Here is an 18,680-nt window from a genome sequence, read left to right as displayed (position 1 = left end):
GCGCAAAGCCTTTGCGCTGCTCGGCATTGACCCCGCCTGTTCCCAGTAGCCAGCCTCTGCCGCTTGAAAATCTCCCGGCGTTTCAATGGGTTAGATTGGTCACTGATTCAAACTTCGGACTAGCCGAAGTCGGCCAGTTCCAGTCACTCAGAAGCGATTCTCGAATGTCCCCTCACAGGGCGGACAAGAGACATTCGTCGACAATGCTTCGAGCTTCCCGGTCCGGTCTTGATAGGTAGCCCCTCGCGCTGCCTGATCGCCGCCGACCGAAAGGTGCTGCCCCAAGGTCTGCATCAGGATCTCGTGGATTCGCTCACACCATGCCGGGGGAAGTTTCGGGACGCGTGTCGATTTGATAGTGACTAGCTCGTCGTTGTAATGGCGCCTTGCGGTTTCAGCGAAGCCGCCCCGGGTCGCGAACTTGTTGATACGAGAAGCCCTTTGGCAATAGTTCGTGCGATTTCGCACAGCGCAAGAAGTGGCGAGTCACTAGTCTGGATCATCAGAACACACCGTTGCTTCGAACGGTGTGCACCGGTCTCAGTGGAGGATCGGATGGATCGCTTCTACCCGTTCGACGCGTCGTTCTGCCCCAGCGCGACCATGAGACACGTACCCATTTATGGCAGCACGCCCGAGCGCGCCGCGGCGTCGCAAATGACCGCATTTACCACCGCGATCGAGGCATACACCGGACAAGTCCTTGCTGCGTTGCCGTTGAAAATCGCGAACTATCGATAATTTTCCGTTTCAAGAAAACGTGCGTCAAACGACTCTTTCCGGCATCCAATCGCTTCGCGGGGTAGCGGCTCTGCTCGTTGTTTGCTTCCATGCGGCGCTGCTTGTTCAGAGAAATGGCTGGACCGTCCATCTAGCCCATCTGCTTGACTACTGGGGGCGGATCGGTGTCGACATCTTCTTCGTCATCTCCGGCTTTGTGATGGTGGTCATCGCAGGCGACAGACCGCGCGGGATGTCCGTCGCATGCAATTTTATGCGCGATCGCATCATACGAATCGCACCAGTCTATTGGGTACTTACTGGATTGATGACACTGGCGCTAGCCGCGGCACCATCCGTATTCAACACTGCCCGCTTCGACTGGGTAATTACCTTGGCGTCCTGCCTGTTCATACCGACCCTTGATAGGGCTGCAGGCATTACGTACCCTATCCTTTATGTTGGATGGACCCTCTCGTACGAGATGTTATTTTATCTGGTCTTCTCAGCAATGCTTCTCCTAAGACGAGAAGTCCGCATCCCGGGCCTGATTTTGATTTTTGGGACTGCAGTAATTGCCGGCCTCGCCATGCGACAGCAAGGGTTTCTGGCATTTCTCACAGATCCAATCACAATGGAATTTGTCTTTGGATGCATTATTGGTCAGATCTACCAGAAGGCGCCTCCGGTATCAAAACGCGCCGGCCTTGTTGTACTTTCCTTGGGCGGCGCTCTTGCCGCAGCATCAATTCGAGAGAACATTGACCTGCAATGGCGCGCTCTCGCATGGGGGCTGCCGGCAGCCTTGATAGTGGATGGCGCCGCGCTCATGGAGCGTAGCGGTAGCACCCACTGGCCAAAACTATTGCGCGTGCTCGGCGACAGTTCCTATTCGCTCTATCTTACTCACATCTTTGTACTGCCTCTCATCGGTCGAGTCCTGACTAAACTGGACAGCGCACGAATCGTCTATGGTGACATGATTTGGATTGGGGTGATTTCAATTGCCGTGCTCTTTGGTCATATCTTTTATTTGAAATTCGAGGCCCCCGTGACCCGCTATCTGCGCAGAAAGTCCCTTCCCATTGAAGCGCGGAAAACCCCCGCCTAATGTAGTGTTCTGAAAAACCTTCGCAAAACGGGGGACGTTCATGCAGACCTCTGTAATGCGGTAACCAACCCGCGGATATATCAGTGTATCCACCGTTGTCCCGGCAACCTGTAAGCCCGATCAGTTGATATCAATATTCATCAGGGCACGGACATGGGCCATCGTACCTGTGACCAAGCCGTCCAGGCTATAGCCCCCTTCCAGAATCGAAACGATACGCCCTTCGCACGTCGCATCGGCAATATGCATCAGCTCACTGGTAATCCAACGAAAATCGCTGTCCTCGAGGTTCATACCTGCGAGCGGATCCAGGCGATGCGCGTCGAAGCCTGCCGAAATGATGATGAGTTGGGGGTCGAATTGGCGTACCGCCGGCAGCATGTCGGATTCGATCCCGGCACGGAACAGTGCCGAATCACAACCACGGGGCAACGGGACATTGACAATGTTGTGGTTCACGCCGGTCTCGGATCTGGCGCCCGTACCGGGATAGAAAGGCGACTGGTGGCTGGAGGCGTAAAACAACTCCGGGCGGTTGAAGAATGCTGCCTGGGTGCCGTTGCCATGATGGACATCGAAATCGACGACCGCGACGCGCTCCAGCTTGTGGACTTCATGAGCATAAGCCGCCGCGATTGCAGCCTGGTTGAAAATGCAAAAACCCATCGCCCTTGCTGGCTCGGCGTGATGACCACACGGACGCGTGGCGCAAAACACGTTGCGCGCCTGCGCGTTCATCACCGCATCGACGCCAGCACAAGCTGCGCCAACGCAGCGCATCACGGCTTCCCACGAGCCTGGCGACATTACCGTGTCGCCCGCATCGAGTGGCATATAACCATGCTGCGGAGCGCTCCGCGCGACCTCATCGATGAAGTCCCGTTCATGGATCAATTGCAACTGCTCGACTGTGCCCATTGGCGCATCGCGCCATTCCAACGAAGAAAACTCTGGCGACCGCAACGCCTGCAGCACGACGTCCAGACGTTCAGGCGACTCCGGATGGTGGGGCCCGGGACGATGATCGAGACACGCAGCATGGGTATAAACGATGGTAGTCATTTTCGCCTGTACGCGGCACGGCCCGCGTCGTCTCCTTATTGTCACGCGTCGGCATGGCTGGCTCCACGACACTTGAGGCGCGAGAAGCAGCAACTTCGTAGATAGCAACTCAGCGTGTCCGGGCTGCGGCCGCTGTGGGCGGCAATCTGCCGAGAGTCCCTCTCGCTAGTCATGGCAAACTGGCTGTGATATACAATGTATCACGGCGGCATATCTCGCTGCGCGCGGCTTCAACTGCTTCTACCCTTTTGCACGGACCTACTAGGAAGCGCTAGACAGCATGAGCAATCGGATCTACATCGCACCCAAGGTCGGCAAGGCGTTTGAGGAGTCGGCGGATGGTTTTGTTGGCGTCGTGGCGATTGAAGTAGTCGGGGCCGAGGTCCGCATACTCAGTGCCATCCCGGAGCATGTGGTAGGCGGCCGTAAGCATGGAAGCAGCCACCGCGAGGATGGCTTTCTTAGCGCCGCGCCGTGCCTTGAGCCGCAGGAATTGCGCGTGCAGGTAGCTGGTTTTGACGCGTATGGCGGCCCAGGCAGCCGTCACCAAAGCGGTTTTGAGCCAGGTGCCGCTCTTGCGCACCCGGGTACTGCGCCGCTTGCCGGCGCTCTCGTCATTGCGCGGGCACAGGCCGGCCCAGGACACCAGATGGCCAGCATCGGGAAAGCGCGTCTTGTCGACGCCGATCTCCGCCAACAGGACCTGGGCGGTCAAGTTGCTAACCCCGGGGATCGTGGTCAGCAGGCGGGCGCGCTGTTGGATCGGCGCTAGCGCTTTTCCCACGACTGCGTCGAGTTCGGCGAGCGAGTGCTCCAGTGCGCCGATGATATCCAGGTGCAGCTTAAGCATCGTGCGATGGTGCTCGGTAATGCGTCCGTTCAGGGCCTCGCGCAATTCCGCGTGCTTTTTCCGGGCGTTGCCTTGGGCGAGCGCGGCAAGCCGCTCGGGATCTTTCTCGCCATCGACGATGGCCTTGAGCATGGCGCGGCCGCTGTGTCCGAGGACATCTGAGAGCACGCTGCCAAGTTTCAGATTGGCGTCTTCGAGCACTTTCTGGATGCGCAGGCTGTGCTGGGAGATCTCGCGCACGAGTTGCTTGCGGGTGCGGGTGAGATCGCGCAACTCCTGAATGGCCGCCGGCTGCACGAAGCTGGAGCGGATCAGCCCATGGGCCAGAAGATCAGCGATCCACATCGCGTCGTTGACATCGGTCTTGCGCCCGGGCACGTTGCGGATGTGCTGGGCGTTGGCCAGCACCAGTTCGAAGTTGCCCTCGAGGATGTGCCACACCGGTTTCCAGTACACCCCGGTGGCTTCCATGGCCACGTGGGTGCAGCCGTGCAGCGCCAGCCAATCGGCCAGCGCCAGCAGCCCGGTGGTGGTGCTGTCAAAGCTGCGCACTTCATGGTGGACCGGCGTCGAGACGCAGCGCACACAGGCCACGATGGTGTCCTTGTGCACGTCCAAGCCGGCACAGCGGGGAGCGGGTAAGAGGACGGCGTCACCGCCATCCCCTCCCCAAAGAACCGCCCAAGCGACTTTCACCGCAAGCGGCTCGCGCATGGCTAAAACACCGTTTGCCCGATGCCGGCCTTGCCATACGGCACAAGATCTTCGCTCACGTCCTATCGTTGACCCACCTCATCGCTGAGATGCAGGGCGCTGAACTGCCGTCAAACAGAGCACGTCAGTCTCTTCCAAGTTGCCCCACCTCGGACCTCAGATATTGGCTCGCGACAGCCACACCTCGCGCAAGTCTGCACCCTTTCGGGTTGGGGCAAAGTTCGAACCCCTATCCGGACCATTACAGCCCGGCCTTCGCTTTCTGCGCGTTCTCTTACCCGCTCCACCAACAGCTTGCCTTGCGGCTCGCCTGCCATCGAGCTAAAGTCGAAACTGGTGTACGGACGGGGAATTTGAGGCGCGGAGTAGAGGGCGGTGGAGCTTTCCGCTGAGAATCTGATTGTCGAGATCGGAAACCAGCACAAGAAAGGTCCACCATGAGCAAGGATAAAGGGAAAGAAGCAGTCGGTCTATCGGAAATCGGGCTTGGGCTCGAGGAGCTGATCAGGCGCGGGGCCCGGCGGGTCATCCAGGAGGCGATTGAAGTGGAGCTGGCAGAGCTGCTTGAGCAGTTCAGTAACGTCAAGACGTTGAGCGGGCAGCGCGCCGTGGTTCGCAATGGCTACCTCCCGGAGCGCGAGGTACTGACGGGCGCCGGCCCAATTGCGGTGAAGGTGCCCAAGGTACGCGACCGGTCCGGTTCCGGCGTGAAGTTCAACTCGGCGATCGTGCCGCCGTATGTGAGGAAGTCGCCGCGGGTGAGTGCGGCGCTGCCCTGGCTGTACCTGAAGGGAGTCTCGACTGGCGACATGAGCGAGGCGCTGTCGGTGCTGCTGGGCGAGGATGCCAAAGGGCTATCGGCCAACGTGGTGAGCCGATTGAAGGCGCAGTGGGCAGACGAGCATGCGAGCTGGAATCAGCGCGATCTGTCAGCGGCGCGCTATGTGTATTGGTGGGTGGACGGCATCCACACGGGTCTGCGCAGCGAGGGCTCGGACGGGCAATGCCTGCTGGTGATCATCGGTGTCACGCCCGACGGCAGGAAGGAGCGCGTGGCGATCGGTGACGGCTATCGGGAATCGAAGGCATCGTGGGCAGAAGTACTGCTGGACCTGAAATCCCGCGGTCTGCAGGCTGGCCCGCTGGCGGCGGTCGGCGATGGCGCCATGGGATTCTGGGCTGCCCTGGAGGAGGTGTTCCCGGCCACGCGTACCCAGCGTTGCTGGTTCCACAAAATGGGCAATGTCCTGAACGCCTTGCCAAAATCCCAGCATGGCCGCGCCAAGGCAGATCTGCAGGCGATTTGGATGGCAGCCACCAGGGCAGATGCCTATGCCGCTTTCGATCGCTTTGTGACGATCTACGGCGCCAAGTACCCCAAGGCCACCGGCGTGCTCACCAAAGATCGAGACAGCCTGCTGACCTTCTACGACTTCCCGGCCGAGCACTGGCAGCACATCCGCACGACGAACGCGATTGAGTCGACCTTCGCGACCGTGCGTCACCGCACGACGCGCACGCGCAATTGTGTGTCACGAGCAACCTTCCTTGGCCTGGCCTTCAAGCTGATCGAGGAAGCCGAGAAAACATGGCGCCGCATCAATGGCGCCGAACACATCGAACTGCTCTTGAAGGGCGTTCCCTTCAAGGACGGAACTCCGGCGCATGACAATCCGCCGGTTCAGCAGAAACTCGCCGCCTGACGCCCGGCCACGATCATCCCCCGTACACCACAATTGACTTTATCTCCCTGCCATCGCTGATCATACTGCAGCAGCAGTGGCGGTGAATCGGGATTACCACGTTCCCGCCGTTGCCGACCGCGGTCAACCTTCTGAACCAGCGGCCTATCCGGTTAGCGCCCGCTTCTCCCCCGGCAGCCTGATGACGACGTGCTCCCACTCTATAGCGGAGCAACCGACTGCGTACCTTTTGGTTCAGGCCCAGCCGTTTTGGCCTGCTGCAAGTTACGAGGTTTAACAGCGATTCAGATCTCTTGCGCATGCGGAACTTGCCTGGCCCTTACACCGCATTGCGGCTTGCAGTGTCATGCGGATTCGTCACCGAACCTGCACGCCTCTCGACGGGTACTTTGTCCCCAGGGCTTCACACCTCACCGTTGCCAGTGACGCATGCCTGGGTAGGCAACTGCTGGTCGTACAGCAGGTCACGGCACGTGACTACCATGCGTGACAAGACAACAACGAGCTTTGCTGCCCGCTACAACTAGACTGCCAACACGCTGCGGGCAAGCAGCACGTGTCGCACATAGAGTACTTGCATGGAGCCTCCTGCCAAAATCAACGGCATCGGCAGCAGCCCTTCGGTCTGGCGGGCCAGCGGATCCTGTATGTGGGTGGCCGCCGCAACGCAAACAAGGCACTCAGGACGCTGATCGAAGACGCCGGCGGAGAATTCAAGGGACACGACGGCGGACTGGAACAGCGCAAGGGTCTGCTACCGGCGATGGTGGCAGGCGCGGATATCGTCGTCTTCCCCGTGGACTGTGTCGACCATGATTCGGTCAGTATGTTGAAACGCGTATGCCAGCAGCAGGGCGTCGACTACCACCCTGTGCGAAGCGCAAGCGTTGGCAGCTTCGTGGAACTGGCGGTGCGGCTGTTTGGCGGTCAAGGGGCCGGTGTCAACCAGCTCGTTGATGTCTGCAGATCATAGTCACTGCCCGCCGACAATGTCTGGCACAACACCCAAAAGAAAAAACCGCAGCCGAAGCCGCGGTTTTTTCGATCCTACAAGAGCCCTACTCCCGCTCAAACTTCCTCATACAGCGGCAGCGTCAGGAACTCGGCGAAATCCTCCGACGTAGACATCTGCTCGAAAATCTCGGCAGCACGGTCATACGTCTTGGTATCGCCACCCACCAGTTCCTTCACCTTGGCCAGCTCTTCCGGAATCAGCTTGCGCACCAGTTCAGCCGTCACCTTGGTGCCGTCTTCCAGCTTGCCCTTCGGCGAGCGGATCCACTGCCACACCTGCGAGCGCGAGATCTCGGCGGTGGCGGCGTCTTCCATCAGGTTGTGGATCGGCACGCAGCCGTTGCCGTCCAGCCAGGCGCCCAGGTAATGGATGCCGACGTTGATGTTCATGCGCAGGCCGTGCTCGGTGATCGGCGTTTCCGGCTTGAAGTCGAGCAGGTCGGCGCCCTTCACTTGCACGTCCGGGCGTTGCTTGCCGAACTGGTTCGGCTTGTCGCCCAGCACTGCCACGAATTCCTTCATGGCCGGATCGACCAGGCCCGGGTGGGCCACCCAGCCTCCGTCGTAGCCGTCGGTGGCATCGCGGCGCTTGTCGCTGATGATGCCTTCCATGGCGATGGCGTTCTTCTCCGGATCGTTCTTGATCGGGATCAGGGCGCTCATGCCGCCCATGGCGGGGGCACCGCGGTGGTGGCAGGTCTTGAGCAGCAGCAGTGCGTAGGCACGCATGAACGGCGCGGTCATCGTCACCTTGGCGCGGTCGGCCAGGCAGAAGTCCTTGTCGTTCTTGAACTTCTTGATGCACGAGAAGATGTAGTCCCAGCGGCCGGCGTTCAGGCCAGCGCTGTGCTCGCGCAGCTCATACAGGATTTCGTCCATCTCGAACGCCGCCAGGATCGTTTCGATCAGGACGGTGGCCTTGATGGTGCCTTGCGGCAGGCCGATTTCGTTCTGCGCCATCACGAAGATGTCGTTCCACAGGCGTGCTTCCAGATGGCTTTCCATCTTGGGCAGGTAGAAGAACGGGCCAGCGCCGCGGGCGATTTGCTCCTTGGCATTGTGGATCAGGAACAGCGCGAAGTCGAAGATGCCGCCCGAGACGCGCTTGCCGTCGATGGTGACGTGCTTCTCATCCAGGTGCCAGCCGCGCGGACGCACTTGCAGGGTGGCGATCTTGTCGTTCAGCTTGTACTGCTTGCCCTTCGATTCCAGGGTCAGCGTGCGGCGCACGGCGGCCTTCAGGTTGACCTGGCCCTGCAGCTGGTTGTGCCAGTTGGGGGTGTTGGAATCCTCGAAGTCGGTCATGTAGCTGTCAGCGCCCGAGTTGAAGGCGTTGATGACCATCTTGGCCTCGACCGGGCCGGTGATTTCCACGCGGCGGCATTCCAGCGCCTGGGGGATCGGGGCAACTTTCCAGTCGCCTTCACGGATGCTCTTGGTTTCCGGCAGGAAGTCGGGGAGCTCACCGGCGTCCAGGCGCTTGGCGCGTGCCACGCGCGCGGCCAGCAGTTCCTGACGGCGCGGTTCGAAGGCGCGGTGCAGCTTGTCTACCAGGGCCAGGGCTTCCGGCGTGAGGATATCTTCGTAGGCCGGCAGGATCTCGCCGGTAATCTTCATGCCCGCGGGCAGCGTGATAGCCATCAGTCTTCTCCTGTGTTCGATAGCGATAAGGCTTGGTTGAAGGGACCCTGCTATACCGCCACGCCACGCGCGCGGACGAAATCCAGCAGGTCGTTCATGTCGTGCCCGGTGCCGGAGGGGGCTACGTCGAGCCGCTCCGCCGGATGGCCGGCACGGTTGATCCAGAACGTGGTGTAGCCGTACCAGGTGGCGCCGCAGGCGTCCCAGCCGTTGGACGAGACAAAGAGCATCTCTTCCGCGGGCAGGCTGAAGGCTTGCGGCCCCAGCGCGTAAGCGGCCGGCGCGGTCTTGTATTGGCGCACGGCATCCACCGAGAGCACGTGGTCGAACAGGCCATGCATGCCGGCGCTCTTGACAGAGATGTCGAGCATCTCGGCGTTGCCGTTGGACAGAATGCCCAGCGGCAGCCCGGCGCGGCGCAGGCGCTTGAGCGCACCCAGGTTCTCCGGGAACGCCGACAAACACGCGTATTCCTTGAGCAGCTGCGCTTCGGCCGCTTCATCGAGCGTCAGGTTCAGGCGCTCGGCGGCGTAGCGCAGCGCGTCCACCGTGATCGCCCAGAACGGCTTGTAGCGCGAGCCATCGGGAGCGGCCATGGTACGGATGCGCGTGTAGTCGATCTGCCGGTCCCGCCACAGCAGCGCCAGCGCCTCGCCGCGCCCCGGGAACAGTTGTTCCGCGCGCGCGGTGACGGAGTACACGTCGAACAGCGTGCCATAGGCATCGAAGACGACTGCGCGGATCTTGTTCATTAGGGCCTGGGCAACCTGCGACGGTACGGGCGACTGGGTGGATGGACGGCCAGACCACAGCTGCGTGGCTCTGTACACCATTGAATGCATCGAATTGTAGGGAGACGCTGCAGTGCGGCAAAGTGGTCGTGGGTCACTTGATCTTTTACTTTTACGCCACTAATCTTGGCTGACTAAAACAAAACTCCGCACCAAATCCTCCTCACTGCCGGCCAAATGGCCCCAACACCACCGATTGCGTGACCAGGCCGGCACACCGCGGGGCAACCGCGGGCACATCAGGCGAACATTTGTGGACCATTTCAAACAACTGGAGACCTTTGTATCCGTCGCTTCGCGCGGCAGCCTGTCCGCAGCGGCGGCGGCTGAAGGCGTGGCGCCGGCCATCATCGGGCGGCGCATCGACGCGTTGGAAGAGCGCCTGGGCGTCAAGCTGCTGGTACGCACCACGCGCAAGATCAGCCTGACGTTCGAGGGCTCGGCCTTCCTGGAAGACTGCCAGCGCATCCTGAACGACCTGCACAACGCCGAGGCCAGCGTCTCCGCCGGCGGCGTCAAGGCCAGCGGGCACCTGCGCGTGACCGCCCCGGCGGGCTATGGCCGCAAGCACGTGGCGCCGCTGTTGCCGCTGTTCATTGAGTCGCACCCGGATGTGTCGATCACGCTGGACCTGTCCGACCGCGTGGTCGACCTGGTCAACGAAGGCTTCGACTGCGCCATCCGCCTGGGCGACCTGCCCGATTCCAGCCTGGTATCGATCCGCCTGGCCGAGACGCGCCGCGTGGTGGTGGCCTCGCCGGAGTACCTGGCGCGCGCCGGGCGCCCCAAGATGCCTGAGGACCTGCAGCGCCATAACTGCCTTGCATTTGGCGCCAGCGCCAATATGCAGCGCGGCTGGGTGTTCCAGGAGGAAGGCCGCGCGGTCACAGTCAAGGTGGGCGGCACCATGGAATGCAGCGACGGTGCGGTGCTGCATGAGTGGTGCCTGCAGGGCAACGGGCTGGCGTGGCGCTCCTGGTGGGAGGTGGGCAACGAGATCGCCAGCGGGCGGCTGGTGACGGTGCTCGATGAGTTCCAGGCGCCGCCGATCGGCATCCATGCGGTGTTTCCGCAGCGCAAGCACCTGCCGCTGCGCGTGCGGCTGTTTATCGATCACCTGAAAAACACGTACGGCAACCCGTCCTACTGGCGCCGGGCCGAACAGGCCGCGGCCCTGCCGGTGGCGGAGGCCCTGGCGAACTGAAGGAAAGTGCTGCGGCCGGCATGCTGAGACACTTTCATTGCAATTGACATTGCGCAATGACCTTCTCGGCACACTGACTACAATGGATTCGAGACAGGCGCTTCCCGGTGCCCCGGCGTCCCCGGTGCCAGCTGGCTGCCCTGCCCCGATCCCTAGTCCGAAAAGGAGCCCCGCATGTTCCAACACATCTTGCTACCCACCGACGGCTCGGAACTCTCCAAGAAGGCCATCAACGGCGGGCTGGAGCTCGCCAAGACCATCGGCGCGCGCGTCACGGCCTATGTCTGCCTGGAGGAGTATCCCTACACCCCGTTCAGCGAGATCGTGGTCGAAGCCCCGCAGGCCTTCAAGGACCGCATCGAGAACCAGGCGAAGCTGTACCTGAAGGAAATCGAAAACCTGGCTGCGGCGGCCGGCGTGACCTTCGACACCGACATGTCGACCTTTGCCGTGCCCTACCTGGGCATCATCGACGCGGCCGAGCGCCATGACTGCGACGTGATCTTCATGGCCTCGCATGGCCGGCGCGGGCTGTCCGGCCTGTTGCTGGGCAGCGAGACGCAGAAGGTGCTGACGCATACCGACATCCCGGTGATCGTCTACCGCTGACGCGGCGCACCGCGCCAAAGCAAAGCCGCCCGCACCGGCAGGACCGGTGCGGGCGGCTCTTTGCTTGTGCGGGCCGCTTATGAAGCCTTGCTGATGCGCTGCTCGATATGCCTGGCGCGGTCTTCCGAGCCCGGGTGCGACGAGAACATGCTGGACTTGCCGCCGTCCAGCTTGGCCAGCTTCTGGAATGCCGTCACCAGCCCGCGCGTACTGGCCTTGTTCTTGGTCAGCAGGTCGAACGAGTAGTCATCCGCCGCGCTTTCCTGCGACTGCGAGAACTGCGCGTTGATCAGCTTCTCGCCCAGGTCGCCCAACTGCGACTGCGACAGCGCCGCCACCGCGCCGTTACCGGCCGCTGCCGCCGCGCCGCGTGCGGCCGTGGCGGTGTAGGCAACCTGCATCGCCTTCTTGGTATGGCCCAGCGCCACGTGGCCCAGCTCATGGCCCAGCACGCCGCGCACTTCGTCGTCGGTCATCATGTCCATCAGGCCGCTGTATACGCGCACGCAGCCGTTGGCCATGGCCCAGGCATTGACGTCCTTGGTCATGTAGACCTTGGCGTTGACGTTGGGCACGTCGCTGTTCTTCAGCCCACTCATGATCTTGACCAGGCGCTTGCTGTAGGTGGTGTTGGCAGCGGCGATCTTGTTGGTCTTGTCAGACTCGGCGCAAGCCTGGTCGGACAGGCTCTTGACGTCGGCGTCGGACAGCGTGGCGGCCTTGGCCAGCGACGTACCGGCGCTCATCAGGCCATCGACATTGGTGGGCATGCCGCCGGAGCAGCCGGCCAGCAGTGCCGCCGCGACGGCGCAGGAAGCGAGCGAGAGAGATGCTTTCATGATGTTGTTCTGGGAGGAGTGGCTCGGAAAGTGCCGATAAGGGCTCCGGCACTTTAAGGCATCTCTCCTACGGATGGAATCACCCAAATACTGCAATTCGCCAAAAATGACAATTTATTGCATTCCGGTAGATTCGCCCCGCCGCAGGCTCAGTTCGACGCCGGCGCGCGGTCTGGCAACGGTGTTGGTTCGCCAAGACAAAAAGCCCGCGCGGCGCGAACCGGGCGGGCTTTCGGAATCTGGTTGCGGGGGCAGGACTTGAACCTGCGACCTTCGGGTTATGAGCCCGACGAGCTGCCAACTGCTCCACCCCGCGGGGCGAAATATACCCGAGTCGGCAGCATCTGGATAGCTTTATTGGTACTGGATTCAGCATGCATAAAAAAACCGCGCCGTCCCTGAGAGAGAACGGCGCGGCGCCTAAATCAGAAAGCGTGATGGTCGCACGCCTTCTTTAACCGCCGGACCCACGTCCCGGCGGGGGTGACCAGGAGGGTCAGGCCACTTTCTTGTCTTCGAAGAACTGCTCGTCTTCGGTCGAACCCTTCAGTGCGGTCGTCGACGACTGGCCGCCTTCGATGGTCTGGGTCACGGCGTCGAAGTAGCCGGTGCCGACTTCGCGCTGGTGCTTGACCGCGGTGAAGCCCTTCTCGGCGGCCTTGAACTCGGCTTCCTGCAGTTCCACGAACGCGCTCATCTGGTTGCGGGCGTAGCCGTAGGCCAGGTTGAACATCGAGTAGTTCAGCGAGTGGAAGCCAGCCAGCGTGATGAACTGGAACTTGTAGCCCATGGCGCCCAGTTCCTTCTGGAACTTGGCGATGGTGGCGTCGTCCAGGTTCTTCTTCCAGTTGAACGACGGCGAGCAGTTGTAGGCCAGCATTTTGCCCGGGAACTTGGCGTGCACGGCTTCGGCAAACTTCTTGGCGAACTCGAGGTCCGGCTTGCCGGTTTCGCACCACACCAGGTCAGCCACTTCAGCGTAGGCCAGGGCGCGCGAGATCGACTGCTCCAGGCCGTTCTTCACGCGGTAGAAGCCTTCCACGGTGCGCTCGCCAGTGCAGAACGGCTTGTCGTTGTCGTCCACATCCGAGGTCAGCAAGTCGGCGGCTTCGGCGTCGGTACGGGCGATCACCAGGGTCGGCACGCCCGAGACGTCGGCGGCCAGGCGGGCAGCGGTCAGCTTGGCGACGGCTTCGCGGGTCGGGACCAGCACCTTGCCACCCATGTGGCCGCACTTCTTCACCGATGCCAACTGGTCTTCGAAGTGCACGCCGGCGGCGCCCGCTTCGATCATGGACTTCATCAGTTCGAACGCGTTCAGCACGCCGCCGAAGCCGGCTTCAGCGTCAGCCACGATCGGGGCGAAGAAGTCAGTGTCGCCCTTGCCTTCGCTCCACTGGATCTGGTCGGCGCGCTGGAAAGTGTTGTTGATGCGCTTCACGACTTGCGGCACCGAGTTGGCCGGGTACAGCGACTGGTCGGGGTACATTTCACCGGCCAGGTTGGCGTCGCCTGCGACTTGCCAGCCCGACAGGTAGATGGCCTTCAGGCCGGCCTTCACTTGCTGCATGGCCTGGTTGCCGGTCAGGGCGCCCAGCGAGTTGACGAACGGCTCGGTGTGCAGCAGGTTCCACAGCTTTTCGGAGCCACGGCGTGCCAGGGTGTGCTCGACCTGGACCGAACCACGCAGGCGCACCACGTCTTCGGCGGTGAAGTTGCGCTTGATACCCTTCCAGCGGGGATTGGTGTCCCAGTCTTTCTGCAGGGCCTGGATCTGTTCTTGGCGGGTCATGGTCACTCTCCTGATGATTGCCGGATGGCTGAGAATCTCTTGATCACCTGGTCTGGGCTGCGTCGCGGTGCTGTTGCGTGGGCCGCTGTTTTTCGCGTTTCAGGTCATGTGTCTTATATAAGAGTGTAGAGAACCATCCCGCGTTGCAACAACCCTGATCGATGGTTACCACACAGATTTTTTATTTTTATAATTCAATGGCTTAGCAAACTATTTTCACGATGCGGAATATAATCTTCCATCATGAGAAATGGTCTTGTGCTACGCAAACCATGTATTTTTGCGGTCCAAAACGTCTTTCCACATCGTGAAAAATGAGCAGAATGCGCTGCGCCCGCTATCGGAGGCGAGCGGCAAGCAGCGTTGGTGAGGCCGGCGCCCCTTCCATATGCTCGATAAATTCCCGCACCATGCCCGCAAACCCTGGCGCATCGGCCAGCGGCAGCCAATGGTGGGCAGGCACCGTCCGGCGCCAAAGCCGCGTGGTCCAGCGTTGCAGGTCCTCCGTCAGCGCAGGCTTCACGTAACGGTCATGCAGCGGCACGATCACCTGCACCGGCGCATGGGCATGACGCTGGCGCGGCGCGCGCAGCACAGGCAGGAAGTTGGCGCGATACAAGCGCACGCCGTGGCAGCCGTCGGCGGTCTGCGTGGCGCTGGGTCCGATGCCCAAGCCCTCGGTCAGCCGCAGGTAGCGCGGCCATGCACGGCCCAGCCACAGCCGCCATGTCAGTTCCGGGAGGCACGGCAGGTGGAAGGCGCCGATGTACCAGGATGCCGCCAGTTGCCGCAGCGTCTTGCCCAACGCCGCCAGCGAGCGTTGCCCGCGCAGTTCGCGCAGGCCGATAGCCGCGTGATCCAGGCATGGGCCGGAGCACGAGGTAAATGAGGCGATGCGCCCTTGGAGGCGTGCATCGGTAACGAATTCCCAGCTCTGGATCGAACCCCAGTCGTGTCCGACCAGGTGCACGGGGCGCTGCGGCGATACCGCGTCGATCACGGCGACAAAGTCGTCGGCCAGCTTCTGCAGCCGGTAAGCGCTGGTCGCACGCGGCGCGGTCGAGCGCCCTGCCCCACGCACGTCATAGGCCACCACATGGAAGCGCCCCGCCAGTTGCGCGGCCACGCCGTGCCAGACCTCGCTGTTGTCGGGATAGCCGTGGACCAGCACGATCGTGGGCCGCGCCGGGCCCGGCTCGCCCCAGCTGGTGACGGACAGCAGCACCTCGCCGGCATCAATGAAGAACTGCTGAGGAAGGCGCTGCGGCTGCGGGGATTGCGGAGCGTTCATGGCCGTCGATTCCCTTGGTCGATGTCATCGTCGGCCATGCTACGCAAAAGCAGACGGCGCCGCGAATGGGCGCCGTCTGTTTGAAACGAGCCGGGGCTCAGGCCCCGGCCGTACCGCGTCCACGGCGATAAGCCACCCAGTCACCACTGTCGATGCGCGGCAGTGTGGCCACCGCGGATTCGGCCACCGGATACAGCAGGCAGGCGACCGGCTGGCCGTTGTGCAGCACGGCTTGTTCCTCGCGCACGAACAGTGTGGCCTGGCCGGGATAGACCTCTTCGATCTCATCCAGCACTGGCAACAGCGCGTCAGGAATCTCGTAGATATCGCCCACGACCTGCCCGCCGCCGGCATCCAGCACCAGGCCGGGATAGGTGCCGAAGTCATAAAGCCTGCCCGCCACCGTCCCCGTACCCAGCAGCGTGGGCGCGGCAATGCCGTGGCGACGGGCGGCGGCGTTCAGGTCGTTGACCTCGCCGGCGCGCAGCGTGCCGTAGACAAAGACGCGCGGCATGCTCAGCCCTCCAGTTTTTCGTCCGAGACCAGCACGCCGTCGGCGTCGACGTAGATCCAGTTGCCCGGGCGCACGACCGCGCCAGGCATCTGCACGGCGACATCGCTCTCGCCCACGTTGTGCTTCTGGCTTTTCTGCGGATGGACGGCCAGCGCGCGGATGCCGATGTCGCACACGTCCAGTTCGGCGGTATCGCGGATGCAGCCGTTGACGACGATGCCGACCCAGCCGTTCTTCTCGGCCAGCAGGCCAAGGTTGCCGCCGACCAGCGCGCAGCGCAGCGAGCCGCCGCCGTCGATGACCAGCACGCGGCCCTGGCCCGGCGCCTCCAGCGCGGTGCGCACCAGCGAGTTGTCTTCGAACACTTTGAGCGTGGCGGCGGGGCCGGCAAAGGCGCCCTGCTTGCCGAAGGCGCGGAACACCGGCGCCATCACGCGCAGGGTGCCGCCGGCAAGGCGGTCTTCATGCGCGTCGCACAGGTCGGTGGTGACGGGCTTCATCGATAGTCTCCTGACAGGTAAGAAAGAATCCGGTCGGGCCTTACGGCCTCACTGTTGCTGGCTGGCCAGCGCCTGCGCGCGGATTGCGCTCAGCGTGGTGCGCGGCGTGATCACGTCCGGGTCGACCTGGATCTCGATCAGCGTCGACACCGGCGCGGCCAGGGCCTCGCGCAATGCGGGCGCAAAGGCTTCGGTCGTGGTCACGGTGGCGCCGCGCGCGCCATAGGCGCGCGCCAGCGCGGCAAAGTCGGGGTTGTGCAGCTCGGTGCCCGATACATGGGTCGGGTATTCGCGTTCCTGGTGCATCCGGATGGTGCCGTACATGCCGTTATTGACGACGATAAAGATCACCGGCGCCTGGTATTGCATCGACGTCGCAAGTTCCTGGCCGTTCATCAGGAAGCAGCCGTCGCCGGCCAGCGCCACCACGGTGCGCTGCGGGAATGCGATCTTGGCGCCGACCGCGGCCGGCACGCCATAGCCCATGGCGCCGCTGGTCGGCGCCAGCTGGCCGCGGCCGCCGCTGGTGAACGGGCGATAGCGGAAATAACGGTGCAGCCAGCCGGCATAGTTGCCGGCGCCGTTGGTCACCACGGCATCGGCTGGCAGCATCTGGTCCAGCGTGCGGATGACTTCGGCCATGTCCACGCCCTGCCCCGTGAACGGAGGCGGCTGCAGGTAGCGCTCGTAGTCGGCATGCGCGGCTGCCGTCCACGCCTGCCAGCGCGGCGCGGCGGCGGGCTTCAGGCCGGCCAGGCGTGCGGCGATGGCCGGCATCGACGCCTGGACCATCAGGTCGGCCTGGTACACGCTGCCCAGCTCCTCCGCGCCGGCATGCACGTGGATCAGCTTCTGCGCGGGCCGCGGCGCGGCGATCAGCGCGTAGCCGCCAGTCGTCATCTCGCCCAGCCGCGGGCCGATGGCCAGCACCAGGTCGGCATTGCGGACCCGCTCGGCCAGTGCCGGGTTGATGCCGATGCCGACATCGCCGGCGTAGTTGGGATGGCGGTTGTCGAACAGGTCCTGGCCGCGGAAGGCGCAGCCCACCGGCAGCGCGAAGCGCTCGGCAAAGGCCTGCAGGTCGGCACAGGCCTGCGGGGTCCAGCCGCTGCCGCCGGCCAGCACGAAGGGACGCTCTGCGGCGTTGAGCATCTCGGCCAGCCGTGCCAGGTCGGCTTCGCCCGGCCAGCTCATGACGCGCTGGTAGGCCTGCAGCTGCGGCACGGCGGCGGTCTGCGACAGCATGTCTTCGGGCAGCGCCAGCACCACCGGACCCGGGCGGCCCGAGGTGGCGGTCTGGTAGGCGCGCGCAATGTATTCGGGGATGCGCTCGACCCGGTCGATCTGCGCCACCCACTTGGCCATCTGACTGAACATGCGGCGGTAGTCGATTTCCTGGAAGGCCTCGCGGTCCATGAAGTCGGTGCCGACCTGGCCGATGAACAAGATCAGCGGCGTCGAGTCCTGGAAGGCGGTGTGCACGCCGATGCTGGCATTGGTGGCGCCCGGCCCGCGCGTGCAGAAGGCCAGCCCGGGGCGGCCGGTCAGCTTGCCGTAGGCCTCGGCCATGACGGCGGCCCCGCCCTCCTGGCGGCAGATGATGAAGCGCATCTGGTCGCGGCGGCGGTGGAAGCCGTCCAGCACGGCCAGGTAGCTTTCACCCGGCACGCCGAAGGCCAGCTCGGCGCCGTGCGTCAGCAGCGCATCGACCAGGATATGGCCGCCCGGCAGCGGCGTGCCGTGTTCGGAATCGTCAGGCTGGGTGGCGTTGGCCGGCGTCATTGACATGAAAGCATCCTCAGGCAATCGAATTCGGAAAGCGGTGGCCAGGCATCCTTGCCGGGACCAGGCGGACCAGGCGGGCTAGGAGGCTGCGCGGCAGAGCCGTGTGACCGGTTCTTTGTAGAGCGCTGACGATGGCGGCGGCGCTCTCCGCAATTGGCAAGGCGTCGGCGCCAAGGATGCCAATCTTGCGGCGCGCAGCGTGTTATGACGACTGGGGTCCTCTTGAGTCACCCGNCCCTCATGCTGAACTGGCGGAATCCCATCACGGCCTTGATCCAGCCATTCGGGGCTTCGACGATCGCCTTGCGTCGGCGGTAGGCAGCCTCGCCCTGTTCCGTTTTCAACTTCACCGCCATCGCCGCCGTGTGCGGATGGGTCTGGGCATTGACCTTGGCATCCTCACGCCCCTCTCGACCCAGGGCAACGATGACCTCGCCGTGGTGATCGGCGACCTTCGCCAGGACTGCCTCGCTACGGAATCCCGCATCGGCCAAGGTCTGTGCCGGCATTTCGCCGGTGTTGGACTTTACCGCCGCCAGC

Annotated in this window: 16 protein-coding genes, 1 tRNA gene and 1 pseudogene; 6 read left to right on the top strand and 12 right to left on the bottom strand. The window is 63.0% G+C overall.

The annotated features are described in order from the left end of the window. Window positions 1-555 precede the first annotated feature (555 nt). On the top strand, window positions 556-741 hold the full coding sequence (locus tag DN412_RS39170) for a hypothetical protein (protein ID WP_115216443.1): 186 nt from the start codon (window positions 556-558) through the stop codon (window positions 739-741). 19 nt (window positions 742-760) lie between these two features. Next, complete coding sequence (locus DN412_RS39165) at window positions 761-1,831, top strand: acyltransferase family protein (protein WP_161564115.1); 1,071 nt, start codon at window positions 761-763, stop codon at window positions 1,829-1,831. 120 nt (window positions 1,832-1,951) lie between these two features. Here the strand turns inward: DN412_RS39165 and DN412_RS39160 are convergent, their stop codons facing one another. After that, window positions 1,952-2,893 carry a histone deacetylase family protein gene (locus DN412_RS39160; protein WP_115216441.1) on the bottom strand — a complete coding sequence of 314 codons (942 nt, stop codon included), beginning with the start codon at window positions 2,891-2,893 and terminating at the stop codon, window positions 1,952-1,954. Window positions 2,894-3,164: 271 nt separating this feature from the next. Then, window positions 3,165-4,457, bottom strand: a complete 1,293-nt coding sequence (locus DN412_RS39155) for an IS110 family RNA-guided transposase (RefSeq protein ID WP_244223039.1) — start codon at window positions 4,455-4,457, stop codon at window positions 3,165-3,167. Between the two features lie 437 nt (window positions 4,458-4,894). On the opposite strand from DN412_RS39155, the gene DN412_RS39150 reads away from it, so the two are divergent. Together DN412_RS39150 and DN412_RS39145 are read left to right on the top strand one after the other, a co-directional pair. Beyond that, a complete protein-coding gene (locus DN412_RS39150) occupies window positions 4,895-6,160 on the top strand; it encodes an IS256 family transposase (RefSeq protein WP_078197948.1) in 1,266 nt (421 codons plus the stop codon). A 574-nt stretch (window positions 6,161-6,734) separates the two neighbouring features. Continuing rightward, entirely contained in the window at window positions 6,735-7,133 is a 399-nt protein-coding gene (locus DN412_RS39145; RefSeq protein WP_341868105.1) for a DUF2325 domain-containing protein, read from the top strand. Window positions 7,134-7,228: 95 nt separating this feature from the next. Here the strand turns inward: DN412_RS39145 and aceB are convergent, their stop codons facing one another. Next, window positions 7,229-8,815, bottom strand: a complete 1,587-nt coding sequence (gene aceB, locus DN412_RS39140) for a malate synthase A (protein WP_115216439.1) — start codon at window positions 8,813-8,815, stop codon at window positions 7,229-7,231. Window positions 8,816-8,865: 50 nt separating this feature from the next. Next, entirely contained in the window at window positions 8,866-9,567 is a 702-nt protein-coding gene (locus tag DN412_RS39135) for a haloacid dehalogenase type II (protein ID WP_078196697.1), read from the bottom strand. A gap of 292 nt (window positions 9,568-9,859) precedes the next feature. On the opposite strand from DN412_RS39135, the gene DN412_RS39130 reads away from it, so the two are divergent. After that, complete coding sequence (locus DN412_RS39130; RefSeq protein WP_115216438.1) at window positions 9,860-10,810, top strand: LysR family transcriptional regulator; 951 nt, start codon at window positions 9,860-9,862, stop codon at window positions 10,808-10,810. 174 nt (window positions 10,811-10,984) lie between these two features. Continuing rightward, the gene (locus DN412_RS39125) at window positions 10,985-11,419 is read left to right on the top strand and encodes a universal stress protein (protein ID WP_078196699.1); all 435 of its coding nucleotides are present in this window, start codon (window positions 10,985-10,987) and stop codon (window positions 11,417-11,419) included. A 77-nt stretch (window positions 11,420-11,496) separates the two neighbouring features. Here DN412_RS39125 and loiP read toward each other — a convergent pair whose 3' ends face one another. The 8 genes and pseudogenes from loiP to DN412_RS39085 all read right to left on the bottom strand — a co-directional run. Then, window positions 11,497-12,258, bottom strand: coding sequence for a metalloprotease LoiP (gene loiP, locus DN412_RS39120; protein ID WP_115216437.1), 762 nt, complete (start codon window positions 12,256-12,258; stop codon window positions 11,497-11,499). A gap of 240 nt (window positions 12,259-12,498) precedes the next feature. Then, window positions 12,499-12,574: transfer RNA gene (locus tag DN412_RS39115), tRNA-Met, on the bottom strand. A 180-nt stretch (window positions 12,575-12,754) separates the two neighbouring features. Next, window positions 12,755-14,050 (bottom strand): isocitrate lyase, encoded by a 1,296-nt coding sequence (gene aceA, locus DN412_RS39110; RefSeq protein WP_115216436.1) that lies wholly within the window; start codon window positions 14,048-14,050, stop codon window positions 12,755-12,757. Between the two features lie 337 nt (window positions 14,051-14,387). Further along, the gene (locus DN412_RS39105) at window positions 14,388-15,341 is read right to left on the bottom strand and encodes an alpha/beta fold hydrolase (RefSeq protein ID WP_115216435.1); all 954 of its coding nucleotides are present in this window, start codon (window positions 15,339-15,341) and stop codon (window positions 14,388-14,390) included. Window positions 15,342-15,438: 97 nt separating this feature from the next. Beyond that, window positions 15,439-15,855, bottom strand: coding sequence for a gamma-glutamylcyclotransferase family protein (locus DN412_RS39100; protein WP_115216434.1), 417 nt, complete (start codon window positions 15,853-15,855; stop codon window positions 15,439-15,441). A gap of 2 nt (window positions 15,856-15,857) precedes the next feature. Next, window positions 15,858-16,355: a ribonuclease E activity regulator RraA gene (rraA, locus tag DN412_RS39095; RefSeq protein ID WP_115216433.1), complete on the bottom strand. Its 498-nt coding sequence runs from the start codon at window positions 16,353-16,355 to the stop codon at window positions 15,858-15,860. 48 nt (window positions 16,356-16,403) lie between these two features. Next, the gene (locus DN412_RS39090) at window positions 16,404-18,143 is read right to left on the bottom strand and encodes a thiamine pyrophosphate-binding protein (protein ID WP_425267485.1); all 1,740 of its coding nucleotides are present in this window, start codon (window positions 18,141-18,143) and stop codon (window positions 16,404-16,406) included. 233 nt (window positions 18,144-18,376) lie between these two features. Then, window positions 18,377-18,680: pseudogene (locus DN412_RS39085) on the bottom strand (transposase); the annotation flags it as partial.

Source organism: Cupriavidus lacunae, from assembly GCF_003353055.1.
Classification (GTDB): domain Bacteria; phylum Pseudomonadota; class Gammaproteobacteria; order Burkholderiales; family Burkholderiaceae; genus Cupriavidus; species Cupriavidus lacunae.
This window is presented reverse-complemented; position numbering and strand designations above follow the sequence as displayed.